At 53.3% G+C, this 25,254-nt stretch carries 21 protein-coding genes, 1 tRNA gene and 1 pseudogene; 15 read left to right on the top strand and 8 right to left on the bottom strand.

What is annotated here, in order from left to right:
• Positions 1–99 precede the first annotated feature (99 nt).
• From D9980_RS26870 to D9980_RS27050, 4 genes and pseudogenes are all read left to right on the top strand, one after another.
• Positions 100–978, top strand: a complete 879-nt coding sequence (locus D9980_RS26870) for a hypothetical protein (RefSeq protein ID WP_202913961.1) — start codon at positions 100–102, stop codon at positions 976–978.
• 10 nt (positions 979–988) lie between these two features.
• A complete protein-coding gene (locus D9980_RS16815; RefSeq protein WP_162304283.1) occupies positions 989–1,441 on the top strand; it encodes a hypothetical protein in 453 nt (150 codons plus the stop codon).
• Positions 1,442–1,779: 338 nt separating this feature from the next.
• Positions 1,780–2,337 carry a C39 family peptidase gene (locus tag D9980_RS16805; RefSeq protein WP_121607901.1) on the top strand — a complete coding sequence of 186 codons (558 nt, stop codon included), beginning with the start codon at positions 1,780–1,782 and terminating at the stop codon, positions 2,335–2,337.
• A 113-nt stretch (positions 2,338–2,450) separates the two neighbouring features.
• Positions 2,451–2,588 (top strand): annotated as a pseudogene (locus tag D9980_RS27050) (Fic family protein); the annotation flags it as partial.
• Between the two features lie 3 nt (positions 2,589–2,591).
• On the opposite strand, the gene D9980_RS27045 reads toward D9980_RS27050, so the two are convergent.
• On the bottom strand, positions 2,592–2,750 hold the full coding sequence (locus tag D9980_RS27045) for a hypothetical protein (protein WP_238393648.1): 159 nt from the start codon (positions 2,748–2,750) through the stop codon (positions 2,592–2,594).
• A 233-nt stretch (positions 2,751–2,983) separates the two neighbouring features.
• Positions 2,984–3,060 (bottom strand) — tRNA-Ile (locus D9980_RS16795).
• 148 nt (positions 3,061–3,208) lie between these two features.
• On the opposite strand from D9980_RS16795, the gene mug reads away from it, so the two are divergent.
• The gene (gene mug / locus D9980_RS16790; RefSeq protein ID WP_024483062.1) at positions 3,209–3,697 is read left to right on the top strand and encodes a G/U mismatch-specific DNA glycosylase; all 489 of its coding nucleotides are present in this window, start codon (positions 3,209–3,211) and stop codon (positions 3,695–3,697) included.
• Positions 3,698–3,746: 49 nt separating this feature from the next.
• On the opposite strand, the gene rpoD is transcribed toward mug, so the two are convergent.
• From rpoD to rpsU, 3 genes are all read right to left on the bottom strand, one after another.
• Positions 3,747–5,585: an RNA polymerase sigma factor RpoD gene (gene rpoD / locus D9980_RS16785; protein ID WP_024528266.1), complete on the bottom strand. Its 1,839-nt coding sequence runs from the start codon at positions 5,583–5,585 to the stop codon at positions 3,747–3,749.
• Between the two features lie 157 nt (positions 5,586–5,742).
• Complete coding sequence (gene dnaG, locus D9980_RS16780; protein WP_021179484.1) at positions 5,743–7,491, bottom strand: DNA primase; 1,749 nt, start codon at positions 7,489–7,491, stop codon at positions 5,743–5,745.
• Between the two features lie 137 nt (positions 7,492–7,628).
• On the bottom strand, positions 7,629–7,844 hold the full coding sequence (rpsU, locus tag D9980_RS16775) for a 30S ribosomal protein S21 (protein ID WP_001144069.1): 216 nt from the start codon (positions 7,842–7,844) through the stop codon (positions 7,629–7,631).
• A gap of 324 nt (positions 7,845–8,168) precedes the next feature.
• Here rpsU and tsaD point away from each other — a divergent pair, with 324 nt between their 5' ends.
• Complete coding sequence (gene tsaD / locus D9980_RS16770; protein WP_121607899.1) at positions 8,169–9,182, top strand: tRNA (adenosine(37)-N6)-threonylcarbamoyltransferase complex transferase subunit TsaD; 1,014 nt, start codon at positions 8,169–8,171, stop codon at positions 9,180–9,182.
• A 31-nt stretch (positions 9,183–9,213) separates the two neighbouring features.
• Here the strand turns inward: tsaD and plsY are convergent, their stop codons facing one another.
• Entirely contained in the window at positions 9,214–9,852 is a 639-nt protein-coding gene (gene plsY, locus D9980_RS16765) for a glycerol-3-phosphate 1-O-acyltransferase PlsY (protein ID WP_021179487.1), read from the bottom strand.
• A 109-nt stretch (positions 9,853–9,961) separates the two neighbouring features.
• On the opposite strand from plsY, the gene D9980_RS16760 reads away from it, so the two are divergent.
• From D9980_RS16760 to lldD, 6 genes are all read left to right on the top strand, one after another.
• Complete coding sequence (locus tag D9980_RS16760; RefSeq protein ID WP_202913998.1) at positions 9,962–11,092, top strand: RNA-guided endonuclease TnpB family protein; 1,131 nt, start codon at positions 9,962–9,964, stop codon at positions 11,090–11,092.
• Between the two features lie 159 nt (positions 11,093–11,251).
• Positions 11,252–11,611 (top strand): bifunctional dihydroneopterin aldolase/7,8-dihydroneopterin epimerase, encoded by a 360-nt coding sequence (gene folB / locus D9980_RS16750; protein ID WP_024483059.1) that lies wholly within the window; start codon positions 11,252–11,254, stop codon positions 11,609–11,611.
• A gap of 130 nt (positions 11,612–11,741) precedes the next feature.
• A complete protein-coding gene (gene bacA, locus D9980_RS16745) occupies positions 11,742–12,569 on the top strand; it encodes an undecaprenyl-diphosphate phosphatase (RefSeq protein WP_071682113.1) in 828 nt (275 codons plus the stop codon).
• Positions 12,570–12,837: 268 nt separating this feature from the next.
• Complete coding sequence (gene lldP, locus D9980_RS16740; RefSeq protein WP_121607897.1) at positions 12,838–14,493, top strand: L-lactate permease; 1,656 nt, start codon at positions 12,838–12,840, stop codon at positions 14,491–14,493.
• Positions 14,490–15,272, top strand: a complete 783-nt coding sequence (gene lldR, locus D9980_RS16735) for a transcriptional regulator LldR (RefSeq protein ID WP_121607896.1) — start codon at positions 14,490–14,492, stop codon at positions 15,270–15,272. Before lldP ends, lldR begins: the two co-directional genes overlap by 4 nt.
• Before the next feature lie 16 nt (positions 15,273–15,288).
• Entirely contained in the window at positions 15,289–16,428 is a 1,140-nt protein-coding gene (gene lldD, locus D9980_RS16730) for an FMN-dependent L-lactate dehydrogenase LldD (RefSeq protein WP_121607895.1), read from the top strand.
• 29 nt (positions 16,429–16,457) lie between these two features.
• Here lldD and D9980_RS16725 read toward each other — a convergent pair whose 3' ends face one another.
• Both D9980_RS16725 and D9980_RS16720 read right to left on the bottom strand, forming a co-directional pair.
• On the bottom strand, positions 16,458–17,693 hold the full coding sequence (locus D9980_RS16725; protein WP_121607894.1) for a multifunctional CCA addition/repair protein: 1,236 nt from the start codon (positions 17,691–17,693) through the stop codon (positions 16,458–16,460).
• 244 nt (positions 17,694–17,937) lie between these two features.
• Positions 17,938–18,555, bottom strand: coding sequence for a TIGR04211 family SH3 domain-containing protein (locus D9980_RS16720; protein WP_021179496.1), 618 nt, complete (start codon positions 18,553–18,555; stop codon positions 17,938–17,940).
• Between the two features lie 278 nt (positions 18,556–18,833).
• Between D9980_RS16720 and D9980_RS16715 the strand changes: the two genes are divergently transcribed.
• The 3 genes from D9980_RS16715 (at position 18,834) to hldE (ending at position 25,055) form a co-directional block, all read left to right on the top strand.
• On the top strand, positions 18,834–20,141 hold the full coding sequence (locus D9980_RS16715; RefSeq protein WP_121607893.1) for an inorganic triphosphatase: 1,308 nt from the start codon (positions 18,834–18,836) through the stop codon (positions 20,139–20,141).
• A 47-nt stretch (positions 20,142–20,188) separates the two neighbouring features.
• The gene (glnE, locus tag D9980_RS16710) at positions 20,189–23,026 is read left to right on the top strand and encodes a bifunctional [glutamate--ammonia ligase]-adenylyl-L-tyrosine phosphorylase/[glutamate--ammonia-ligase] adenylyltransferase (RefSeq protein WP_121607892.1); all 2,838 of its coding nucleotides are present in this window, start codon (positions 20,189–20,191) and stop codon (positions 23,024–23,026) included.
• Between the two features lie 598 nt (positions 23,027–23,624).
• Positions 23,625–25,055, top strand: a complete 1,431-nt coding sequence (gene hldE, locus D9980_RS16705; RefSeq protein ID WP_024483053.1) for a bifunctional D-glycero-beta-D-manno-heptose-7-phosphate kinase/D-glycero-beta-D-manno-heptose 1-phosphate adenylyltransferase HldE — start codon at positions 23,625–23,627, stop codon at positions 25,053–25,055.
• Positions 25,056–25,254: the final 199 nt, after the last annotated feature.

Raw genomic sequence — 25,254 nt, 5'->3', positions numbered from 1 at the left:
GCATTGCAGGAAAAAAACGTACACAGTCATATTAAATTCTTGACATTTTACTTTCACGGTTGCAGTATCAAAAAATAGTCAATCGGAATGATTATCATTATGATTTCAAGAATCGTTTGTGTAACAGTAATGACAGGGATAGGAGTGGCTGCTTCAACTCAGGCAGCTGAAGTGTCTTCAACCCACCAAGCAGAAAGCCCAAAATCAATGCTCAAAATTGAGGATTTCTTCCCTGCCAAAAAGAAATGGTCGATAAGTGCCGGAACAAACATTCTTAATGGTAGCGACAAAGGAACCTCACCTGCATATTACATTAATCAAATATCGCCAGGCAACTTCACCATCGATCGTACTTCGCTTTCCTATAAGAAAGAGAATAATGGGGTTTCCGGTTATACCACGGTCATGTATGGGCTGACTAATCAATTATCTCTTGCGGCCACTCTCAACGGCCAATGGATGAATACGCGATATGTAACGGAAAATGGTTCTAGTGTAACGTCGAATAAATATTCTTTTAATGGAGTTGGCCTAGGAGGAAGCTATCAATTTTATCGTTTATCGGATTATACCGTTTTTTATGGTGGGTTGAATATCAAAAATGGGGACATCAATAGTTATGTTATAGGTTCATCTATGAACTGGATTTACGACCCTCTTGTATTAAGCTTTTCTCTGGGGTACTTGGATGGCATATCTAAAGAGAGGTTCTCGACAGGGTATAGAGCCTATACTACCACTGGTAATATTATCTTCGCTGTTAACCCCGAAGTGAATGTAAATTGGGGGGTGTCGAAAGATTATATATATGCTGATGAACCTTATGCAAAGAAAAAGGAAATTACGGCGAATACATCATTGCTTCTCGGTACATCAATTAATCTTATGCCAAATATTATAGGAAACATAAATGTAAAAGGAGGTGTAGGCGGTAATAATAACTCAACCCTATCTTTTAGCGCTACCTATAAAATATAGAGGGAATGTGATGACATATAAACAATATACACTATCAGTGATATCGATATTAACTTTGTTTTCTGCTTCATGTATTGCGATGGAAAACCGTCTTGAAAATGCGGAGGTAAATAGTAGTATCAGCATATTGCAATACGAAACATTCAAACGGCTCAATATAGAAGAACTTGAAGAAACAAAAGGGAAAATGGGGCCCGTAATCACCGGTGTTATTGGTGGTGTCGGTGGTGCGGCCACTTCCATTGCCGCGGATGTCAGCGCAAATCGGCCAATAAATTGGACCGGCGCAGGAATTAGTGCTGGGGCGGGTTTTGTCATGGGCGCGTCAGGAAACGTTCTAGGCGGTATTTCGGGAGGTATGGCAGGGGTTGCTCTTGGAACCAGTGCGTATGGTGGATTAAACGCTGCCTTTGGGGGGGCAGTGGGGGATGCAGTAGCTGTCACAGCATATACAGGTAAATGAAATAATAAGGGGGGCACGCTGATGTGGTTTTTGGTCAATGCTTTTATCATTTTTGCTTTTTTTGGTGTTTTCGCATTCAACAAGAATATAGCAAAATCAAAAAAGGTCTATTTGGCTATCGCAACAGGTGTTCTCAGTTATACGGTATATTATTATAGTGCTGCTAAATCGGTTTTCTTTGTTATTTGTCTTTTTGTATTTTTTGGTCTGGTTATTCAATGTCTAAATAATACTAACAGATTGTCATTGAAGTCTTTTGTGGATTTATATATGACCTACCTGATGCTACCTTTTTTATTCGTAATGCGCATTATTCTTTCATGGGCTGGAGTCATTTAATGGTGTTTATTAAAAAGACGCGGTTGTTTATCTTTTTACTCATATTGATCTCAAGTTGCTGTGCTAATAGTTCGTACTTAGAACGTAGGTTTCAAGGGGTAGATAGGCAACAGTTTGATAGCACCTGTGGTATAGCCTCTATCTCAAGTATATTGAAAAGGAATTATTCAGTAAACAAAACAGAGGCTGAGTTATTAGCTCTGATAAAAATAAAACCGGAATACTCATTTGTAGATTTAGCTCATGTAGCTAAAGCTCTTGGTATAGAAACTCTAGGTGTCAAGATAAGCCCCCAGCAACTGAAAGAGCTACACTCACCATCAATACTCTACCTCAATAGATTAGGGTATGGGCATTTTGTTATATTCAAAGGGATTAATAATGTTTGGGTTCAGATTGAAGATCCTGCATGGGGATTGCTAAATTACACCCATAGTCAGTTTGATGGGTATTGGTTACAGGCAGATGGGTTAGGCCGTGCCTTGATTTTCTTACAAGATAAGCCTAACCAAATTGATAATGAAAGGATATATTATAAGATGCTTTCATTATTATGATAAAATATCGCGTTTTAATGAATGTCTGATACGAACCTTGCTGGTGCAAGACATCTGTTTGAAAAGTATTAACCTTCAATAGTGCGAATCGCTGCCAGGAGTCGCTTTGTAGCGCTGAATGCTATGTGGAATTTATTCTTACCCATCCTTTTCGGGAAGGAAATGGGCGTTTATCGCGTTTGCTTTTTGATATCTTAGCTGTTCAGTCAGGTATATCTGGCAACTATAGTCCTATGATGCAATTGGTGAGCAGATTAACGAGCGAGGCCAACAGCTTTAGCCTGAGCCTGATTTTGTTTGAGTTGCTGCTCAATTTTTTGCACAGAAATGCCTGTTTCGATGGCGGTTGAACTGGCAACGGCACGGTAGATTTGAGTTTTAGTGGTGTGACTATGCGTTGTTTTTTTCGTCATGTTGAAAGCCTCGTGGTTTACGCTCCGATTCTAGTTCGGATAGATATAGCTCGCAAGGCAGATATTAGCCGGTAATGCTTCAGATAAGATTTGAGTTTGCAGAATATTAATTAAATGCAATCGCTCACAATTTTGCCTCACTGGGGGACGAAAAGGGGGGCACAGGTTGATATACCAACAAAAAAGCCACCTCGCGAGAAGTGGCTTAATCATATGATTTTACAGTAAAAATTTGGTGGCCCCTACTGGACTTGAACCAGTGACCAAGCGATTATGAGTCGCCTGCTCTAACCAACTGAGCTAAGGGGCCAGGCGGCGTGATTATACGGTAATCATGGGATGCAGGTCTACACCCATAAAACCATATGATGTTTTTATGCACAGTTCTAGCCTGTTGTAATTGCAGGCAGATTTTGCGATAACCGCTGTTAATTCTTTTTAACGGACTGGTGATACTCATGGAACTCTTGGCGCCAAACCTACAGGTGGTGTTCTGCGGCATCAATCCTGGCCTTTCCTCTGCCCATCAGGGCTATCCCTTTGCCAATGGCAGTAACCGCTTCTGGAAGGTGGTCCATCAGGCGGGCTTCACCGATCGCCAGTTGGCACCGGAACAGTGGCTACAACTGCAAGATAACGGTTGTGGGATCACCGCTCTGGTCGCGCGCCCAACGGTGGCGGCTAGTGAACTTTCACGTGATGAACTTCGCGGTGGTGGGGAGGCGTTAAAAGAAAAAATCCTGCGTTACCAACCCCGTGCTTTGGCGATCCTGGGAAAACAGGCGTTCAGCAGTGCGTTTGGCGTGCGTAATGCGGCCTGGGGGCGTCAGGAGATGATGCTGGGTAAAACCGAGGTGTGGGTATTGCCTAATCCCAGCGGATTGAATCGTGCCACGCTGGAGCAGCTTACCGAGAGTTACCGCGAGCTATTCCTGGCGTTAAAATAAGGCATAAAAAAACCCCGGCGAGCCGGGGTTCTTACGAGGTCGTTAAACCTTAGTCATCCAGGAAGCTACGCAGTACTTCTGAACGGCTTGGGTGGCGCAGTTTACGCAACGCTTTGGCTTCGATTTGACGAATACGCTCACGGGTAACGTCGAACTGTTTGCCCACTTCTTCCAGCGTGTGGTCAGTGTTCATATCGATACCGAAACGCATACGCAGCACCTTCGCTTCACGTGCGGTCAGGCCAGCCAGGACGTCGTGCGTGGCAGAACGCAGGCTTTCAGAAGTGGCAGAATCCAGTGGCAGCTCGAGGGTGGTATCCTCGATGAAATCGCCCAGATGTGAATCTTCATCATCACCAATCGGCGTTTCCATGGAGATCGGCTCTTTGGCGATCTTCAGCACCTTACGGATTTTGTCTTCTGGCATCAGCATACGCTCGGCCAGCTCTTCCGGCGTTGGCTCACGGCCCATCTCTTGCAGCATCTGGCGCGAAATACGGTTGAGCTTGTTGATAGTCTCAATCATATGCACCGGAATACGGATGGTACGTGCCTGGTCGGCGATAGAGCGGGTGATAGCCTGACGGATCCACCAGGTGGCGTAAGTTGAGAACTTGTAGCCACGACGGTATTCAAACTTGTCTACCGCTTTCATCAAGCCGATGTTGCCTTCCTGGATCAGATCCAGGAACTGCAGGCCACGGTTGGTGTATTTTTTGGCGATCGAGATAACCAGACGCAAGTTGGCTTCAACCATCTCTTTCTTCGCGCGGCGGGCTTTCGCTTCACCGATCGACATACGACGGTTGATGTCTTTCACCTGCTCGATGGTCAGGCCGGTTTCTTCTTCGATCTGACGCAGTTTTTGCAGGCTGCGCTGAACATCTTCATTAACGTCTTTCAGCTTCTCTGACCATGGTTTACCCATTGCCAGTGCCGCTGCGAACCAGGTATCGCTGGTTTCGTTGCCGGCGAACAGGGTGACGAAGTTTTTCTTCGGCATTTTGCACTGCTCAACGCACAGTTTCATGATGATACGTTCTTGCGTACGAACGCGATCCATCATGGTACGCATGCTGTTGACCAGGAAGTCGAACTGTTTTGGCACCAGGCGGAACTGCTTGAACACTTCAGACAGCTTCAGGATCTCTTCTGCTGCGCTGGCGTGGCTGCGGCCGTTCTTTTTGATAACCAGACGAGTAGCTTCGTACTGATCGCGCAGATCGGTAAACTTCTGGCGCGCCAGCTCTGGGTCGATGCTGTTGTCGTCTTCAGCTTCGTCTTCTTCGTCTTCGTCTTTTTCGTCGTCGTCCTGCTCTTCGGTGGTTAATTCAGAACCGATGTGCGTAGCGGTAGGGGCGATGTCCTCTTCCGCGTTAGGATCGACGAAGCCGGTGATCAGATCGGACAGGCGTGCTTCGCCAGCCTCGACACGATCGTACTGCTCCAGCAGATAGGTGATGGCTTCAGGGTACTCAGCAACCGAGCACTGCACCTGGTTGATGCCGTCTTCGATACGCTTGGCGATGTCGATTTCGCCTTCACGCGTCAGCAACTCAACGGTACCCATTTCACGCATGTACATGCGCACTGGGTCAGTGGTACGCCCGATTTCAGATTCTACGCTGGACAGCACCTGAGCGGCAGCTTCTTCCGCATCTTCGTCTGTGCTGTTGGTGTTTTCAGCCAGCAGCAGGTCATCGGCGTCCGGTGCTTCTTCCATCACCTGGATGCCCATGTCGTTAATCATCTGGATGATGTCTTCGATCTGATCGGAGTCGACGATATCTTCCGGCAGATGGTCATTGACCTCAGCATAGGTCAGATAGCCTTGCTCCTTACCACGTTGGACAAGAAGTTTAAGCTGTGACTGCGGGTTTTGCTCCATAAGACGGTATCCACACTTCAGAGTATTTGGGTTGGTGTCGGTCGGCGAAACCGCCAACAATAGCATTTGGGGCGTTTTTGTTGTTGCCGCGGCCCACTGTGGCGGCATATTGCAGGGCTCTGCCCTCGCATTTATCGGCACTTAAGCCGTTTGGTATTCAGTCTTTCTTCGCCAATGCCAGTTGTAATGACCAGAGTTCCTTGCGTTCGTCTGCATTCAGGCCATGCGTTCTGTCACGTGCGATCAAATCTTCCTGACGTTTTTCCAGCACCGAGTCATAGAGATTCGTCAGAGTATCTAAAAAGTGTTGCTCAACTTGTTCCTCAACGATCATATGGTTCCATGTCGCCAAGGTTTCAAGCTGCTGGCTCAATTTGTTATCTCGGTACAACTCCAGCAACTGGCCGGTAGTCAGGCCCGGCTGCGCTAAACAGGTCTGCACCAGTTCAACAAATAGCGGTAAACCCGCCTGTTTAGTCTGCTCGAGCCCTTCCAGAGAAGGGATAAGTGTAGCCAAACGCGGATTTTGCACCAGTAATCCTATCAGTATACGCATGGTTGTGCGTTTTAGCTGGGGCGCCTGATAAGTATTCGCATTTTCCGCCTGTTTGGGCATCAGCTTGTCGAGCTGGCTATCGTCCAGCAGGCCCAGTTTGCTGCCTAGCTGTTGGCGCAGGTAGAGACGTAATGTCTCGCCCGGCACCTGAGTGATCAGCGGTAGCGCCAAGGTACTCAGTTTGGCACGGCCATCCGGGCTGCTCAGGTCGACCTGTGGCATCAACGTTTCGAACAGGAAAGTGGAAAGCGGCTGCGCCAGCTCCATTCGTTGTTCGAAGGCGTCTTTGCCTTCTTTACGGACCAGGGTGTCCGGGTCTTCGCCGTCTGGCAAAAACATAAACCGTAACTGACGCCCATCGTTCAGATAGGGCAGTGCGGTTTCCAACGCGCGCCAGGCGGCTTCACGGCCAGCCCTGTCGCCGTCGTAACAGCAGACAACGTTATCGGTGGCGCGGAACAGCAGCTGAATATGTTCAGCCGTTGTCGAGGTTCCGAGTGAGGCAACGGCATAATCAATGCCATATTGCGCTAACGCCACCACGTCCATATAGCCTTCGACCACCAGCAAACGTTGCGGATTGGCGTGGCTCTGCTGCGCTTCATACAGGCCGTACAACTGACGGCCCTTGTGGAATACTTCGGTTTCCGGCGAGTTCAGGTACTTGGGCATACCGTCGCCCAATACGCGCCCACCAAAAGCGATTACCCGCCCGCGTTTGTCGCGGATGGGGAACATCACACGTTCGCGGAAGCGATCGTAAGTGCGCCCTTGATCGTTAGTCACCAACATTCCGGCATCGTTCAGTGCTGCCCGGCTGTCGGTATCACGCCCGAAACGCTTTAACGCATTATCCCAACCGGCAGGTGCAAAGCCGATGGCAAAATGGCGGATAACGTCGTCACTCAATCCGCGCTGTTGCAGGTAGTTGCGCGCCTGCGTACCGTTAGATTGATGCAGTGACTGTTGATAGAACGCGCTGAGCTGTTCCATCAGTTGATATAGGCTTTGACGCTGATGGCGTTCGATTGGCGTCGGTCCGGTACCTGCCTCGTAAGGCACTTCCAGCCCGTGCATGGTGGCCAGTTCCTCGATGGTTTCGACAAACTCGAGTCTGTCGTAATTCATCAGGAAGTCGACGGCGTTACCGTGCGCTCCACAACCAAAACAGTGATAAAACTGTTTGTCGCCATTAACGGTGAATGAAGGCGTTTTTTCGTGGTGGAACGGACAGCACGCGTGATAGTTCTTGCCCTGCTTTTTAAGCTTTACCCGGGCGTCGATCAGATCGACGATGTCGGTGCGAGCCAGCAAGTCATTGATAAATACACGCGGAATTCGTCCAGCCATAAGCCCCTGTTACGATTGCCTATAAACGAGAACAAGCCGCGCATTCCTTTCGGAAAGCACGGCCTTCGTATGCAACTACTCGGTCTGCGTGTTCTTGAAAAAGAAAAAAATCACGCGGTGGGGTTACCCCCGAAGGATTAATACAGACGAGTGCGGCGTGCGTTTTCGCGAGCCAGTTTCTTCGCGTGGCGTTTTACTGCAGAAGCTTTAGCGCGTTTACGTTCGGTAGTCGGTTTTTCATAGAACTCACGACGACGAACTTCAGCTAAAACACCTGCTTTTTCGCAGGAACGCTTGAAACGACGCAGTGCAACGTCAAATGGCTCGTTTTCACGTACTTTAATTACCGGCATGTGCCTCTCACCTCAATAGAATTCGGTTTGCTGCTGGCCAAGCGCCAGCCTTTTCAAAATGGTGCGGAATTTTACTTCAATGGATGCTGCTTTGTAAAGCACCATAGCAAATTGAAACACGCCGCGTTCCGGCAAACTCGCGCAATTATGCATCGGCCGCCGATTATAGACTAATCAGAAAAAATTGCTCGTTTTTAATCACCCGGCAGGCAACCTTGTGAATCATCGACATAGCGCACCATGGCGGCCAGGGTGCTGCAGGCTGGCGGTAAATGGCGTTGATTGTGATAAACTGGCGGCCGCACGTGAATGATGGGAAATGTAATGCGCGTATTGGGTATAGAAACGTCCTGCGATGAAACCGGTATTGCAGTGTATGACGATCAAGCCGGTTTGTTAGCCAACCAACTCTACAGCCAGGTGAAACTGCATGCCGATTACGGCGGCGTGGTGCCGGAGCTGGCTTCTCGCGATCACGTGCGCAAGACCGTGCCGCTGATCCAGGCCGCACTGAAAGAGGCGAACCTGAAGCCTACCGATATCGATGGCGTGGCGTATACCGCCGGGCCGGGTCTGGTGGGGGCCTTGTTGGTCGGGGCAACCATTGGCCGCGCATTGGCGTTTGCCTGGGGCGTGCCTGCGGTGCCGGTGCATCATATGGAAGGCCACTTGCTGGCACCGATGCTGGAAGACAACCCTCCGGAGTTTCCATTTGTGGCACTGCTGGTGTCTGGCGGCCATACCCAACTGATCAGCGTGACCGGGATCGGTGAATATACCTTGCTGGGGGAGTCGGTTGACGACGCCGCAGGCGAAGCGTTCGACAAAACCGCCAAGCTGTTAGGGCTGGATTATCCCGGCGGGCCGATGTTGTCGAAAATGGCGCAGCAGGGCATGGAAGGGCGTTTTACTTTCCCACGCCCAATGACCGACCGCCCAGGGCTGGATTTCAGCTTCTCCGGCCTGAAAACCTTTGCTGCCAACACCATCCGCTCTAACGGCAACGACGATCAAACCCGTGCCGACATTGCCCGTGCTTTTGAAGATGCGGTGGTGGATACGCTGGCGATCAAATGCAAACGAGCACTGGAGCAGACCGGGTTTAAACGCCTGGTGATGGCTGGTGGCGTCAGCGCCAACCGCACGTTGCGCAGCAAGCTGGCAGAGTTGATGAAAAAACGCGGTGGTGAAGTCTTCTATGCCCGCCCGGAATTCTGTACCGACAATGGGGCGATGATCGCCTATGCCGGGATGGTTCGAATGAAAAACGGGGGTAACCCGGAGTTGGGCGTTACCGTACGCCCACGTTGGCCGCTGGCAGAGCTGCCTGCGGTGTAAAAGCCAAGGGCCGGAATCCCCGGCCCTTCAATCATTCTTCTTTGTGCTCTTCCTGCTCTAAAACACCGTCTTTCTTCTTGCGGAACTTACCCCAGATCTTCCCTTCCTGGCCGCGCCACAGGCGTTGGATATTGTCGTGATGGCGCATCAGGATCAGGCAGGAGAGCATCGCTACCGGGAAGGTAAACTGCGGTTTGAACCACCAGACGTAGAACGGCGCAATCAGCGCGCTGACGATCGCCCCGAGCGAAGAATAGCCGCTCAGCAGCACGGTCAGCAGCCAGGTGCCGGTCATCAGGCCGGTGAGATCCCAGCCGATCGGCGCAATGGCACCGAATGCCGTCGCCACGCCCTTGCCCCCACGGAAGTGGAAGAATACCGGGTAGATATGCCCAAGACAGGCAGCGATTGCCGTCAGGCCCAGATACAGCGGTGGGACGTTGAACGCATAGGCCAACCAGACTGGCAGCATCCCTTTGAGAATATCGAACACCAACACCGTAGCCGCCGCCAGGCGGCCACCGATACGCAGGACGTTGGTCGCCCCTGGATTTCCCGATCCATGTTCACGCGGATCCGGTAGCCTGGCGATCCGGCAAACCAGGATCGCGCTGGAAATTGAGCCACACAGATACGCGAAGATAATCATGCCAAGCGCGGTAGCACTCATCGGCAGGCCTCCGGAAAGCCTCGGCCTTCAGACCGGGGAAAAAAAGAGGCGGTGTTAACTCTAACTTCTTTTTGCATTTTTACATCGACCTCGGTACTTTTGGAAAATGATGAAACGTGCCTATAAATACAGGTTTTACCCCACACCTGATCAGGTTCAGCTTTTAGCTCAAACCTTCGGGTGTGTCCGTTTCGTCTATAATTCAATCCTGCGTTGGCGAACCGATGCCTTCCAGGAACGGCAAGAAAAGATTGGCTATGCACAAGCAAGTTCCCGGCTAACAACGTTGAAAAAAACGCCGGAATTTTCCTGGCTGAGTGATGTTTCGTGCGTGCCGCTACAGCAATCGCTACGCCACCAACAGACGGCGTTTAAAAATTTCTTCGCAGGGCGAGCTGCATACCCGGCATTCAAGAGCAAACGCCACAGGCAGGCGGCTGAATTTACCGCTAGTGCGTTTAAATACGTTGATGGCAACTTGTTCATGGCAAAGAGCAAAGCGCCGCTCAAGGTACGCTGGACGCGGCCATTGCCGTCTGCACCCTCAACCGTCACCCTGTCAAAAGACAACGCTGGGCGATACTTTGTTTCCTGCCTGTGCGAGTTTGAACCAGTCTCACTGCCGGTTACTACATCCACTGTCGGCATTGATGTGGGTTTAAAAGCGCTATTTGTCACTGATACCGGATTCAAACAGGACAATCCCCGCCATACCGCGAAATATGCGAAGCGGCTCGCGTTGTTACAACGCCGTTTGAGCAAGAAACAAAAAGGCTCAAACAACTGTGCCAAAACCCGCATGAAAGTCGCGCGTATCCATGCAAAAATAGCGGATTGTCGATTGGATAACCTGCACAAGTTGTCCCGCAAACTGATTAACGAAAACCAAGTGGTTTGCATTGAATCCTTGAAAGTGAAAAACATGCTCCGCAATCCGTCCCTGTCAAAAGCGATAGCCGACGCGAGCTGGGGTGAGTTGGTTCGCCAGCTCCGGTACAAAGGCGAATGGTCGGGACGTAGCGTGGTTGCTATTGACCCATACTTCCCGTCGTCAAAACGCTGTAGCTGTTGCGGCTTTACCATGCCAAAAATGCCTCTTGATGTTCGCCAATGGGTTTGCCCGGCATGCAGCGAAACCCATGATCGTGATATCAACGCGGCGCGTAATATCAAAGCTGCCGGGCTGGCAGTGTTAGCCCACGGAGAGCGGGTAAATCCTGGATCGCGTAATGCGGCTTAGGTTCGGCTCTATGAAGTGGGAACTCTCACCCTTCTGGGTGGTGAGCAGTCAAAACGCGGTTCCGTTTAAAATTGTTCGTTTTACTCGCAACATCTATGGATAATACGCATATTCCGTCGGAAGTGGTATCCGGCAAGGCCAAAAACTGAGAATGACGTGATGGATATCGTATTTATTGAAGAGCTTACCGTGATCACCACCATTGGCGTTTATGATTGGGAACAAACCATTCAGCAAAAGCTGGTGTTCGATATCGAAATGGCGTGGGACAACCGCCAGGCAGCCGCCAGCGATGATGTGAATGATTGCCTGAGCTATGCCGATATCAGCGATGCGGTCATTCAGCATGTGCAGCCCAATCGTTTTGCGTTGGTGGAGCGGGTAGCAGAGGAGGTATCCGAAATTTTGCTACGGCGCTTTAAATCTCCCTGGGTCCGTATTAAGGTCAGCAAGCCGGGTGCAGTCGCGCATGCCAGCCGGGTAGGGGTGATCATCGAACGCGGTCAGCGCCCAGCCTGACAAGTTGTCACCAATATGCAACTAAAGACCGATATGCTGGTCTGTAACTAGAATTGTTTAAGCGGCAAGGTATTGAACATTGCCGCTTTTTTGTGCTTGTACCTTAAATTTGAAATGGGGTAGTGGTCTGATGGCGGACATGCATTCATTGTTTGTGGCATTCGTGCTTGGGGTAGTCGAAGGGCTGACAGAGTTCCTGCCGGTTTCCTCTACCGGGCACATGATTATCGTTGGTGAGTTACTGGGTTTTACCGGCGATAAGGCGAAAACCTTCGAAGTTATTATCCAACTGGGTTCGATCCTGGCGGTGGTAGTGGTGTTCTGGCGCCGTCTGTTTGGCCTGATCGGCATTCACTTTGGTGGCAAACCTGTTCCTCATGAAGGGCAGACGGCAGGGCAATTGAAGTTGGGCCATATCCTGCTGGCGATGATCCCGGCGGTAGCGCTGGGGTTGCTGCTCCACGATATGATCAAATCGCTATTTGAACCGAAAAACGTGATGTATGCGTTAGTGGTCGGGGGCCTGTTGCTGTTGGCCGCCGAATGGCTGAAACCGAAAAAACCAAGCGCGGTCGGGCTGGATGATATTACCTATCGGCAGGCCTTTTTGATCGGTTGCTTCCAGTGTCTGGCGCTGTGGCCTGGCTTTTCCCGTTCCGGCTCTACCATTTCGGGGGGCATGCTGGTGGGCGTGAGCCGTTTTGCGGCCTCGGAGTTCTCCTTTATTCTGGCAGTGCCAATGATGATCGGGGCCAGCGGCCTGGATCTGTACAAGAGCCTGCACTTCCTGACGCTCAGTGACCTGCCGATGTTTGCCGTCGGTTTCGCCACCGCGTTTGTGGTAGCGCTAATCGCGATCAAGACCTTCCTTCAGCTTATCAAGCGTATCTCGTTTGTGCCTTTCGCCATCTACCGCTTTATCGTCGCGGCGGCGGTCTACATGGTGTTTATTAATTAATTCTGGCGCCAGCTCGAACGGTTTCTCCTCTCCAATAGTGGGCTCTTTGCCCACTATGTTTATATTTAGTTGCCTTCGCCTCCCCCCTTTTGGTCCGACCAATGCCGGAAAAATGTGAACCTCTGGCACATAAACGGCAAAAACCCAAACAGACACATTGCATGTTTTTAACAGTAAGTTAACTATCGGTTATCAATTATATGACCTCGCCCTGTTGGTACGACCGATTAAGCGGAGGAGTATGTGAATAATCGCGGGAGTTATCTACATGGAAGTCTGGCAACAAGTTTATGATCCCATTGGCAATATTTGGCTATCAAGTGCGATTGCGGCGCTGCCCATTGCGTTTTTTTTCTTGGCGCTGATTAAACTGAAGCTCAAGGGGCATATTGCAGCAACGTTAACCGTTGGGATCGCTTTGCTGGTGGCGTTATTCCTCTACCGGATGCCCATTGACCGAGCGCTCGCTGCGGTGGTTTATGGTTTTTTCTATGGGCTGTGGCCGATAGCCTGGATCATTATTGCCGCGGTTTTTGTCTACCAGATTTCGGTGAAAACCGGGCAGTTTGACATCATCCGCTCCTCCATTCTCTCTATCACTCCCGACCAACGTTTACAGATGCTGATCGTCGGCTTCTGTTTTGGTGCCTTTCTGGAAGGTGCCGCCGGGTTTGGCGCACCGGTAGCCATTACCGCCGCCTTGTTGGTTGGGCTGGGGTTCAATCCTTTGTATGCCGCAGGGCTCTGTCTGATCGTCAACACCGCCCCGGTGGCTTTCGGCGCTATGGGCATCCCGATTATCGTTGCTGGCCAGGTGACCGGGTTGGACAGCTTTGAAATCGGCCAGATGGTCGGGCGCCAATTGCCGTTCCTGACGATTATCGTGCTGTTCTGGATCATGGCGATTATGGATGGTTGGCGCGGCATTAAAGAAACCTGGCCTGCGGTGGTCGTGGCGGGGGGAAGCTTTGCCTTGGCGCAGTATCTCAGCTCCAACTTTCTTGGGCCAGAGTTGCCAGACATCATCTCCTCGCTAGTTTCACTGGTATGCCTGACGTTGTTTCTGCGCGTTTGGCAGCCAAAACGCCTGTTCCGTTTTGATAATGCCGAGGGGGCGGTCGTCGACCAAACGCTGGTGCAGCAACACTATGCTTTAGGGCAGATTATTCGCGCCTGGATGCCGTTTATTTTTCTGACCGCTACGGTCACCTTGTGGAGCATCCCGCCGTTTAAAGCGTTGTTCGCGCAAGGTGGGGCGCTGTACGATTGGGTGTTCTCTATTCCGGTACCTTTTCTGGATAAGCTGGTGGCCAAAATGCCGCCGGTGGTGGCAAACATCACGCCTTATGTCGCCGTTTTCAAACTTGACTGGTTCTCTGCCACCGGCACCGCCATTATGGTTGCTGCGATCGCCTCTGTGATTTACCTGCGCATGAAGCCCAAAGACGCGCTCACCACGCTGGCTGAAACGCTAAAGGCGTTGATGCTGCCCATTTATTCCATTGGCATGGTGTTAGCCTTTGCCTTTATTTCCAACTATTCCGGCCTGTCGGCAACGTTGGCACTGGCATTGGCGCATACCGGTAGCGCGTTCACCTTTTTCTCACCGTTCCTTGGCTGGTTGGGCGTGTTCCTGACCGGCTCAGACACTTCGTCCAATGCGTTGTTCGCCGCTCTGCAAGCCACCACCGCCCAGCAGATCGGTGTTTCGGATGTGCTGTTGGTTGCGGCTAACACCACCGGCGGAGTGACAGGCAAAATGATTTCACCACAGTCTATCGCGATTGCCTGTGCTGCCGTGGGGTTGGTGGGGAAAGAGTCTGACCTGTTCCGCTTTACGGTAAAACACAGCCTGATCTTCACCTGTATGGTGGGGGTTATTACTACGCTTCAGGCTTACTGGCTGACCTGGATGATCCCATGACTGCAAATCTTCAACCCACTGATCCACTACGCTCGGCCGATCGCTTGGTTGAGCGTATCAAGGTGATGATCCGCGAACGCCAACTGGAAATGGGGATGCGCTTGCCCGCTGAGCGCCAGTTGGCCAACGAATTGGGTGTCTCGCGTTCCTCTTTACGCGAGGCGATTCAAAAGCTGATTGGTGAAAAAACGCTCATCAGCCGACGTGGCGGCGGAACCTATGTCTGCGACGAGCTTTCCCCCTGGTCGGAGCAATGCATCGTGGAACCGCTGAGAACCTTGGTTGCCGACGATCCTGACTATCGTTATGACATTCTGGAAGCTCGCCACGCCATTGAGGCCAGCACCGCCTGGCACGCGGCAATGCGAGCCACCGCCGCAGACAAAGAAAAGCTACAGGCTTGCTTTGACGCCATGTTAGCGCTTCAGGAGAGCGATCATCCTGAACTTGCCGCTCAGGCGGATGTGCGCTTCCATTTGGCGATTGCCGAGGCTTCACACAACGTGGTGTTACTGCAAACCATGCGCGGCTTTTTCGATTTAATGCGCTCCTCCGTCATGCATAGCCGCCAGCGTATGTACACCCAGCCGACGATCTTCACCCGGCTGACTGAACAGCACGAGGAACTGCTGCTGGCGATCCTGGCAGGCGATCCTGAACGGGCGGGTAAAGCGGCAAAATCTCACTTGGGATTCGTGCATTCCACCATTAAGAATTTGCATGAAGATGAGGCCAGGCAGGCGCGAATTACCCGCCTTCCTGATGACAATTCACTGTAACAAGGAAGATCGCTTGATGATTATCTCAGCAGCCACGGACTATCGCGCAGCGGCGCAACGTAAACTGCCGCCGTTTCTGTTTCACTACATTGATGGTGGCGCTTATGCCGAACACACTTTACGGCGTAACGTGAAAGATCTGGCTCAGGTCGCATTGAGGCAGCGTGTTCTTAAGAACATGTCGGCGCTCAGTCTGGAAACCAAACTGTTCAACGAAACTTTGGCGATGCCCGTCGTCCTTGGTCCGGTAGGGTTGTGTGGCATGTATGCTCGCCGTGGTGAGGTGCAGGCCGCGCGCGCCGCAGAGCAACAAGGCATTCCGTTTACGCTTTCCACCGTATCGGTGTGTCCAATCGAAGAGGTGGCGCCAGCCATCAAGCGGCCCATGTGGTTTCAACTGTATGTGTTGAAAGATCGTGGATTCATGCGTAATGCCTTGGAGCGGGCGAAAGCCGCGGGCTGTACCACCTTGGTCTTCACCGTGGATATGCCGACACCAGGCGCCCGTTACCGCGATGCGCATTCGGCAATGAGTGGCCCCTATGCTGCCCAACGGCGGTATTGGCAAGCCGTTACCCATCCTGCCTGGGCGTGGGATGTTGGCCTGAATGGGCGTCCGCACGATCTGGGGAATATTTCCTCTTACCTCGGAAAGCCCACCGGATTAGAAGATTATATCGGGTGGCTGGGGGCCAACTTTGACCCTTCGATTTCATGGAGTGATTTGGAATGGATCCGTGATTTCTGGCAGGGGCCGATGGTGATAAAGGGCATTCTCGACCCTGACGATGCACGTGATGCCGTACGCTTTGGCGCCGACGGCATTGTGGTTTCCAACCACGGTGGCCGTCAGTTGGATGGGGTGCTCTCCTCTGCCCGTGCGCTGCCGATGATTGCCGACGCGGTGAAGGGCGATATCACTATCCTGGCAGACAGCGGGATACGCAGCGGGTTAGACGTGGTGCGCATGATCGCGCTCGGGGCGGACAGTGTGCTGCTTGGGCGCGCTTATCTCTATGCGCTGGCGACTGCAGGCCAGGCTGGGGTGGAAAACCTGCTCGCATTGATCAAAAAAGAGATGTGCGTAGCGATGACGCTAACGGGGGCGAAAAGTATCGCTGAAATCAGCCGTGATTCGTTGGTGCTGGAGGGATAGGTAGGGGCGCATGCTGCGCCCGTTTTTACTTAAGACTGAGGTTCTTGCTGTTTCTTCCAGTCCGCCAACGCCTGCTGACGGCGGCGTTTGACCTCGTCGCGGATCGCCAGCCCTTGCAGGCCACTTTCCACCACCTCTTTGACCGAAACCGCGTTGGCGACCTGATAGGCCTGGCGCAGGTAATCGCCCTGCGGATAAGGGTTGTTTTCAAAACCGGTACGCCCGCGGGCATCGGCTTCGCTGGTAAGGATCATCTGCTCTAGCCGCTGCGGTTTACGCCACACGTCGATGGCATCAAACAGTTTTAACAGCGTTTCTGGCCGCAGTTTATTAACCGTGTGGATCAGGTCGTGATACTCCGCCACCAGCTTCGCCAGCTCACGTACTGGATTAGGCACACGCAGCCGTTGGCAAAGCTTTTCTACCAGCCTGACGCCCGCAGGGCCATGGCCATAGTGGTGTGGCCAGAGTTCTTGCGGCGTTATGCCTTTCCCGAGATCGTGGCAAAGAGCCGAGAAGCGGATATCCACCTCGGGGCTGAGTTGGGTGGCAATCGCCAGCGTCATCAGCGTGTGTACGCCGGTATCAATTTCCGGGTGCCATTTCTCTGGGGCTGGTACGCCAAACAGGGCGTCGATTTCCGGGAACAGCACTTTCAACGCTCCGCAGTCGCGTAGCACCTGGAAATACACCTGCGGGCTCTGACTCTGTAACGCCTTCTCGGTCTCTTTCCACACGCGTTCCGCCGTCAGGGAGGCCAGTTCACCGCTTTCGGCCATCTGCTGCATCAGCGCGTTGGTTTCAGGGGCAACGGTAAAGCCCAGGGAGGCAAAGCGAGCGGCAAAACGCGCCACGCGTAACACTCGCAGCGGATCTTCGCCAAAAGCGTCGGAGACATGGCGCAGCAGGCGGGCGTCGAGATCGGCCTTGCCGTTATAGGGGTCAACCAATACTCCATCATCACCCCGGGCCATGGCGTTGATGGTGAGATCGCGCCGCAGCAGATCCTCTTCCAGTGTCACGTCCGGGGCGGCGTAGCAGGTAAATCCGGTGTAACCCTGGCCGGATTTACGTTCGGTGCGGGCCAGCGCATATTCCTCATGAGTTTGCGGGTTGAGGAATACCGGGAAGTCTTTACCCACTTGCTGATAGCCAAGAGCCAACAGATCGGCAGGCGTTGCGCCGACCACCACCCAGTCGTGATCCACTACCGGTAAGTTGAGCAGGGTGTCACGGACGGCACCGCCGACCAGGTAAATATTCACGGTTTAACTCCTAAATGCGGTATACCCGTCGTCTTTCAAGCTGCAGCGTTGTTACCTGCGCTTGTCCACCCCAGTCACTTACAAAAGTAAGCTCCTGGGGATGAACAAGCTTGTCGCCTAGCTGCAGCTTGAAATCCATAGGGTATATATAGGTGGTTCGTTTGATCAGATTACATCAATTAGGCAACGGATGCGCCAGGCAATAAAAAAGCGCCCGAAGGCGCTTAAACTGGCGAAACGGTAATCAGTTCATCCAGCGGTTATTCTTGCGGCGTGGGATCAGGTGCGGCAACAGCAGACCGAGCAGCAAACCAACGCCGGCAACGCCGCCGCCGTACATAAACCATTGCAGAATAATGGTGCGCTGTTTGTCATCAAGTTGCAGATTCACCGCGTTCACCTTCTTCTGCGCCACAACCAGCTGATTTTTCAGATCCTGGTTTTCCTGCTGCAGGCCGCTGATGGTGCTGTCGCTGGCAGCCACTTTCTGCTGCATTTCAGCGGTGCGCTGGTTCCAGCTATTATCAATATTGGCCAGCTTGTCGGTCAGGGTTTTCACCTGCTGTTCCAGCTCTGGCACTTGGGTGCGCAGGCTTGGCGTCTGGCTCAGCTGATCCAGCGGGATCCAGACGCTGCGTCCTTTGGAGTCGCGGATCTGGCCGTAGCTGGTGCTGTCGTTGACGCTCAACAGCGTGACTTCTTCACCGGCATTCAAGGTGCCGACGATACGGTATTGGTTACCTGGGCCGCTATGGACATAAGTATTTAATTCATCGGAGATATAGCGTTTATCTTCGGCATGTGCGCCCCAAGTGATGCTAAAACTTAGCACGGCAAGGCAAATCAGGCGTAATTTCTGCATTATGTCATCGTTTCTGCGTGGATTTATGGAACGATAGTAGAGCGTTCAGTCTGACGGCGCAACGCCAAAACCGGAATGGGAACTATCTTACTATGCTAAATCCCGTCAGTTGCGCAGCATTCTATAACGTAACAGGTTTTTTCTGCAGTTGGCAGAGTCAAGTCAGGGGGAATCGCGGTAAGATACTCTCACTGTGCGTCGTCGGGCTGAGTGCGGCCGGCAGACTCCGCCGCCGTGAAGACTCACGCGAATGCCTAACCTATTGGTGTAAAAGAACTATGAGCGTTGAAATAGAACTGAAGTTTATTGTTTCCCCCGCAGCGATTGCCAGCCTACCGGAGCGGATTGCCGCCTGGCCCAATCAGCATTCTGCGCCGCAGAAGCTGACCAATATCTACTATGAAACCGCCGACAACTTCCTGCGCAACCATGATATTGGCCTGCGTATCCGCGGTTTTGACGATAGCTATGAAATGACCATCAAAACTGCTGGTTCGGTGGTGGGTGGGCTGCATCAGCGGCCGGAATATAACGTCGCCATCGCCAAACCCGCGCTGGCGCTGAAAAAATTCCCGGCGGATATCTGGCCGGAGGGCTGTAAATTGGCTCCGCTGCAAAAGGCGTTGCAGCCGCTGTTCCGCACCGACTTTGTACGTGAAAAGTGGGTGGTCACTTACGGCGCAAGCGAGATCGAGATTGGCCTCGACCAGGGTGAAGTGCGCGCGGGTGAACTGGCCGAACCGTTATGCGAGCTGGAGCTGGAGCTGAAAAGCGGTGAGACTGCTGATTTGCTGGCATTGGCCACCGCATTGGCGGAACAGGGTGGTTTACGCCAGGGCAGCCTCAGCAAAGCGGCTCGCGGCTATCATCTGGCGCAGGGCAATGCCGAACGTGAATTACGCCCATTAAGCGTGTTGAAACCAGCTCCTAAATCCACTGTAGAACAGGGCATGGTGGCCGCTTTCGAGCTGGCGCTGAGCCATTGGCAGTATCACGAAGAGCTGTGGCTGCGTGGCGACAAGCAGGCACGCCGCGCGGTAATGGAAGCGATCGGCCTGATCCGCCAGGCGTTGGTGATCTTTGGCGGATTGGTTCCGCGCAAGGCAAGCACCGATCTGCGCGCTCGGCTGACGGCTTTGGAGCCTTTGCTGGTGGATAAAAACACCCAGCCGCAGGAGCTGTGCTATGGCACGGAGTATCTGCAATGTAAGTTGGCACTCACATCGTGGTTGATCACCGGTGCATGGCGGCCATTTATCGATGCCAAATCGCAGGCCAAGCTGGATGGTTCATTCAAGCGTTTTAGCGACATCATGCTGGGCCGTAGCGCTTCAGAGCTGAAAGAAGCCTTTACGCGCACCCTGAATGAAGATGAATATCAAGAGCAACTGCCACGCCTGACGCGCCAGGTGCTGGCGTTTATCCTGCTTTCTGGTGCCTATCCGGATAGCGAAACCGGGCCGTATATCGACAGCTGGCGCGAACTGCAATCAGCCATTGCCGAGCGTCGTCAGGGTTGGTACGAAGCCAGCCGCAAACAGGCATTATCCCATGCGCCATTCTGGTTAAACGGCGCGGTTCGTTAACTCCAGCGGGCCTGCCGGGCTGCAGGCCACAGAACGGGTCATTCACTATGTTGCCACTCTCTGCTGCGTTACAGCTTCAGGCACAGAACATCGTGCAGCGATTTCAGGAAACTCAGGGCGCGGAGTTGATACTCAGCGCCGCAGAACAAAGCGTTCTGGCCTCGAGTGATTTTGTCAGCGACATGTTGCTCGGCCATCCTGAATGGTTGGTAACGTTACGCCAGCAGCAGCCGGTGGCCGATGAGTGGCAGCACTATGCCGCCTGGTTGCAGGATGAGCTTGAAGAGGTGCAGGACGAAGCGCAGTTAATGCGTGTGCTCCGTCTGTTCCGCCGTGAGAGCCTGGTGCGCATTGCCTGGGCGCAGGCTCAGCAGCTATGCACCACGCAAGAAACGCTACAGCAGCTGAGTGCCCTGGCAGAAACGCTGATCGTCAGCGCTCGTGACTGGCTCTATCAAACCTGTTGCCGTGAGTGGGGCACGCCTTGCAATGCCGATGGCGTGCCACAGCCTTTGCTGATCCTGGGTATGGGCAAACTCGGCGGTGGCGAACTGAATTTCTCCTCTGATATTGATCTGATCTTTGCCTATCCGGAAAACGGCCACACCCAAGGCGGGCGGCGTGAGCTGGATAATGCCCAATTCTTTACCCGCCTGGGGCAACGGCTGATCAAAGCGTTGGATCAGCAAACCATCGACGGCTTTGTCTACCGCGTCGATATGCGTCTGCGGCCGTTTGGCGATAGCGGCCCGCTGGTGATGAGCTTCGCAGCGCTGGAAGATTATTACCAGGAGCAGGGGCGCGATTGGGAACGTTATGCGATGGTCAAGGCGCGCCTGATGGGAGGGCATGAAGATGCCTACAGCCAGGAGCTGCGTAAGACATTGCGGCCATTCGTGTTCCGTCGCTATATCGATTTCAGCGTGATCCAGTCGCTGCGTAATATGAAGGGCATGATTGCCCGCGAAGTGCGGCGGCGGGGGCTGAAGGACAACATCAAGCTGGGTGCCGGTGGCATCCGCGAAATCGAATTTATCACCCAAGTGTTCCAACTGATCCGTGGCGGGCGTGAGCCCAGTTTGCAGGGGCGCTCATTGCTGCCGACGTTGCAGGCGGTTGGTGAACTGGGGTTGTTGACTGCGCAGCAGGTCGCTGAGCTGAGTGACGGTTATCTCTTCCTGCGGCGTCTGGAGAATCTGTTGCAGGCGATTGCCGACCAGCAGACGCAAACCTTACCGCAGGACGAGCTGGATCAGGCGCGCCTGGCCTGGGGAATGGATCAGCCAGACTGGCCGTCGTTGATGGCGGTGCTGGAAGAGCATATGCGCCAGGTCCGTGCGGTATTTGATGACCTGATCGGCGACGATAGCCCAGACGTAGGCGAAGATCCGAACTACCAGCATTATCACAGCCTGTGGCAGGATGCGCTGGACGAGAACGAGCTAGCGCCACTGACGCCCCATCTGGACGAAGAAGCGCGGCGGCAGATGTTGCGATCCATCGCCGACTTCCGCCACGACGTGGACAAACGTACCATTGGCCCGCGTGGCCGTGACGTGCTGGATCAACTGATGCCACGCTTGCTGGCCGAAGTGTGTTCGCGCGTGGACGCGGCCACGGCTCTGACGCGACTTACCCAGCTGTTGCTCAGCATCGTGACTCGAACTACCTACCTTGAGCTGCTGGTGGAATACCATGCCGCGCTCAGCCACCTGATCCGCCTTTGTGCTGCATCTCCGATGGTGGCCAGCCAACTGGCGCGTTACCCGCTGTTGCTCGACGAGCTGTTGGATCCGGCCACGCTGTACCAACCGGTGGCCCCGGATGCCTATCGCAGCGAACTGCGCCAATATCGCCTGCGGGTGCTGGAAGACGATGAAGAACAGCAGTTGGAAGCGTTGCGGCAGTTCAAACAGGCACAGCACTTGCGCATTGCCGCTGCGGATATCGCCGAGGCGCTGCCGGTGATGAAAGTGAGCGATCACTTAACCTATCTGGCCGAGGCGATCATTGATGCGGTGGTGCAGCAGGCGTGGAAAGACATGGTCGCGCGCTACGGCCAACCAACCCATCTGCATGAGCGGGAGGGGTTAGGGTTCGCGGTGATCGGCTACGGGAAGCTGGGGGGCTGGGAGCTAGGTTACAGCTCGGATCTCGACCTGGTGTTCCTGCTGGATTGTCCACCAGACGTAATGACGGATGGCGATCGCTGCATCGATGGACGCCAGTTCTATCTGCGTCTGGCACAGCGGGTGATGCATCTGTTCAGCACCCGCACCTCTTCCGGCATTCTCTATGAGGTGGATGCCCGTCTGCGTCCTTCCGGTGCTGCCGGGATGTTGGTCAGCACCGTCGAAGCCTTTGCCGATTATCAGCGTAACGAAGCCTGGACCTGGGAGCATCAGGCCCTGGTGCGGGCGCGCATTGTGTATGGCGATCCGGCGCTGCATCAGCAGTTCGATGCGATCCGCCGCGAAATTTTGTGCAAACCGCGTGAAGTGAATAAGCTGCAGCAGGAGGTGCGTGAAATGCGCGAGAAAATGCGCAACCATCTGGGCAGCAAACAGCGCGATCTGTTTGATATCAAAGCGGACGAAGGCGGGATCACCGATATCGAATTTATTGCCCAATACCTGGTCTTAGGTTATGCCGCGGGCGAGCCGCGCCTGACGCGTTGGTCGGATAACGTGCGTATTTTTGAGCTAATGGCCAATTACGACATCATGCCGGAAGACGAGGCCCGGGCGTTGACCCAGGCCTATGTCACCATGCGTGATGAGATCCACCATCTGGCGTTGCAGGAGCACTCCAGCAAAGTCAGCAGCGAACTGTTTGCTGCCGAGCGTGAGCAGGTGCGTGTCAGTTGGAGCAAATGGCTGGGCTGAGGGAGGCATATGTGTTCCCTCACCCTAACCCTCTCCCACAGGGAGAGGGGACCGATCGAGTGTGGTTTGAAATTATAGTGACTCACCCTGGCTTAGGAGGCGATCGAGTTTGTTGAGGTTATCGCTTTAGTGCCAAATGAGCAGTGGCTATCAGCTCCCTCTCCTTGGGGAGCTGTCTCTTATACACAACTCGGCATCTTACTGTTTTTTATGGGAATTATTTCAAGCAAATCAATAGGGCACTCGGAAAAATTCTCTTTAAAATCAGCCTGCTATGTTTCTCAAATTACGGCCATTTGACCGCAACTTGAGATGTGTATAAGAGACAGCCTTGGGGAGAGGGGATCGTCCATGCCACAACTTGGCTCTGTCATTTGGCTGTAGCTCCATCAGGGAGGGCGGATTTAACGTGTCAAAGATAGACCCCGGTACCTGACAGCAACTCCGTACCAGCTCCCTCTCCTTGGGGAGAGGGTTGGGGTGAGGGAGACGTATCGTTTGCTGAAGCATTGCGCTGGTTGGCAGTTTTTACGGGTATTGCAGGCTATTATGCTAATATCTGCCGAATTTATTTTTATGACTTGTTTGGAGTTATCGGATGAAAGTTACACTACCTGATTTTCGCCGCGCCGGTGTGTTGGTGGTTGGTGACGTCATGTTGGATCGCTATTGGTATGGGCCGACCAGCCGTATTTCACCGGAAGCGCCGGTGCCGGTGGTCAAGGTTGAAACCATCGAAGAGCGTCCCGGTGGTGCGGCTAACGTCGCGATGAACATCGCCTCGTTGGGTGCTAATTCACGCCTGGTGGGCTTGACGGGGATCGACGACGCGGCGCGTGCGCTGAGCGCCAAACTCAACGAAGTTAACGTGCGTTGTGACTTTGTCTCGGTGCCTACGCACCCAACCATCACCAAGCTGCGTGTACTTTCCCGTAACCAACAGTTGATCCGCCTGGACTTCGAGGAAGGTTTCTCCAACGTCGATCCGCAGCCGATCATGGAACGTATCCAGCAGGCATTACCGCAGATTGGCGCACTGGTGCTGTCGGATTACGCCAAGGGCGCGTTGAGCAAGGTGCAGGGCATGATCGCGCTGGCACGCGCTGCGAAGGTTCCGGTACTGATCGACCCGAAAGGCACCGATTTTGAACGTTACCGTGGCGCCACGCTGCTGACACCAAACCTGTCCGAATTTGAAGCCGTAGTCGGTCATTGCCAAAGCGAAGAAGAGCTGGTGGCGCGTGGGATGAAGCTGGTGGCGGACTTTGAACTGTCTGCATTGCTGATCACCCGTTCCGAGCAGGGGATGACGTTGCTGCAACCGGGCCGTGAGCCGTTGCATCTGCCAACTCAGGCGCAGGAAGTGTTCGACGTGACCGGGGCCGGTGATACGGTGATCGGTGTACTGGCTGCCGCCCTGGCTGCGGGTAATACGCTGGAAGAGTCATGCTTCCTGGCCAACGCCGCCGCTGGTGTGGTAGTGGGTAAGTTGGGCACCTCGACCGTCTCGCCAGTCGAACTGGAAAACGCCATTCGTGGCCGCGCCGAAACCGGGTTTGGTGTAATGACCGAGGCCGAGCTGAAAAAAGCGGTAGCGCAGGCGCGCCAACGCGGCGAGAAAGTGGTGATGACCAACGGCATCTTCGACATTCTGCACGCAGGCCATGTCTCGTACCTGGCGAATGCGCGTAAATTGGGCGATCGCCTGATTGTTGCAGTGAACAGCGATGCGTCAACCAAACGCCTGAAAGGGGAAACCCGCCCGGTTAACCTGTTGGAAAACCGTATGGTGGTATTGGGCGCGCTGGGTGCCGTGGACTGGGTAGTGCCGTTTGAAGAAGATACGCCGCAACGCCTGATCGCCGAAGTTCTGCCAGATTTACTGGTGAAGGGCGGCGACTACCAACCGCATGAAATTGCCGGCAGTGCCGAGGTCTGGGCCAACGGTGGCGATGTGCGGGTACTGAACTTTGAAGATGGGTTATCCACCACTAACATCATCAAGGCCATCAAGGATGGGCGCGGTTAACTTTATCTGTATATCTATACCCTATGGATTTCAAGCTGGCCGCTCTCAGTGCATCCCTGCACTCGCGGCATTTGTACATCCCTGTACAGCACAGCGGCGACAAGCTTACCCATCCCCAGGAGCTTACTTTTGTAAGTGACTGGGGTGGGTAAGCGCAGGTAACAACGCTGCAGCTTGAAAGACGACGGGTAAACAGGGT

Origin of the sequence: Serratia sp. 3ACOL1 (assembly GCF_003668775.1) — a bacterium.
Lineage (GTDB): Bacteria > Pseudomonadota > Gammaproteobacteria > Enterobacterales > Enterobacteriaceae > Chania > Chania fonticola.
Note: the sequence above shows the minus strand (reverse complement) of the source record. Positions and strands in the feature narration are given on the sequence as shown.

What these genes read in the sequence shown, in the direction of transcription:
- D9980_RS26870 (WP_202913961.1), top strand. Translation starts at nt 100, where the DNA reads ATGATTTCAAGAATCGTTTGTGTAACAGTAATGACAGGGATAGGAGTG.
- D9980_RS16815 (WP_162304283.1), top strand. Translation starts at nt 989, where the DNA reads ATGACATATAAACAATATACACTATCAGTGATATCGATATTAACTTTG.
- D9980_RS16805 (WP_121607901.1), top strand. Translation starts at nt 1,780, where the DNA reads ATGGTGTTTATTAAAAAGACGCGGTTGTTTATCTTTTTACTCATATTG.
- D9980_RS27045 (WP_238393648.1), bottom strand. Translation starts at nt 2,750, where the DNA reads ATGACGAAAAAAACAACGCATAGTCACACCACTAAAACTCAAATCTAC.
- mug (WP_024483062.1), top strand. Translation starts at nt 3,209, where the DNA reads ATGGAACTCTTGGCGCCAAACCTACAGGTGGTGTTCTGCGGCATCAAT.
- rpoD (WP_024528266.1), bottom strand. Translation starts at nt 5,585, where the DNA reads ATGGAGCAAAACCCGCAGTCACAGCTTAAACTTCTTGTCCAACGTGGT.
- dnaG (WP_021179484.1), bottom strand. Translation starts at nt 7,491, where the DNA reads ATGGCTGGACGAATTCCGCGTGTATTTATCAATGACTTGCTGGCTCGC.
- rpsU (WP_001144069.1), bottom strand. Translation starts at nt 7,844, where the DNA reads ATGCCGGTAATTAAAGTACGTGAAAACGAGCCATTTGACGTTGCACTG.
- tsaD (WP_121607899.1), top strand. Translation starts at nt 8,169, where the DNA reads ATGCGCGTATTGGGTATAGAAACGTCCTGCGATGAAACCGGTATTGCA.
- plsY (WP_021179487.1), bottom strand. Translation starts at nt 9,852, where the DNA reads ATGAGTGCTACCGCGCTTGGCATGATTATCTTCGCGTATCTGTGTGGC.
- D9980_RS16760 (WP_202913998.1), top strand. Translation starts at nt 9,962, where the DNA reads ATGAAACGTGCCTATAAATACAGGTTTTACCCCACACCTGATCAGGTT.
- folB (WP_024483059.1), top strand. Translation starts at nt 11,252, where the DNA reads ATGGATATCGTATTTATTGAAGAGCTTACCGTGATCACCACCATTGGC.
- bacA (WP_071682113.1), top strand. Translation starts at nt 11,742, where the DNA reads ATGGCGGACATGCATTCATTGTTTGTGGCATTCGTGCTTGGGGTAGTC.
- lldP (WP_121607897.1), top strand. Translation starts at nt 12,838, where the DNA reads ATGGAAGTCTGGCAACAAGTTTATGATCCCATTGGCAATATTTGGCTA.
- lldR (WP_121607896.1), top strand. Translation starts at nt 14,490, where the DNA reads ATGACTGCAAATCTTCAACCCACTGATCCACTACGCTCGGCCGATCGC.
- lldD (WP_121607895.1), top strand. Translation starts at nt 15,289, where the DNA reads ATGATTATCTCAGCAGCCACGGACTATCGCGCAGCGGCGCAACGTAAA.
- D9980_RS16720 (WP_021179496.1), bottom strand. Translation starts at nt 18,555, where the DNA reads ATGCAGAAATTACGCCTGATTTGCCTTGCCGTGCTAAGTTTTAGCATC.
- D9980_RS16715 (WP_121607893.1), top strand. Translation starts at nt 18,834, where the DNA reads ATGAGCGTTGAAATAGAACTGAAGTTTATTGTTTCCCCCGCAGCGATT.
- glnE (WP_121607892.1), top strand. Translation starts at nt 20,189, where the DNA reads ATGTTGCCACTCTCTGCTGCGTTACAGCTTCAGGCACAGAACATCGTG.
- hldE (WP_024483053.1), top strand. Translation starts at nt 23,625, where the DNA reads ATGAAAGTTACACTACCTGATTTTCGCCGCGCCGGTGTGTTGGTGGTT.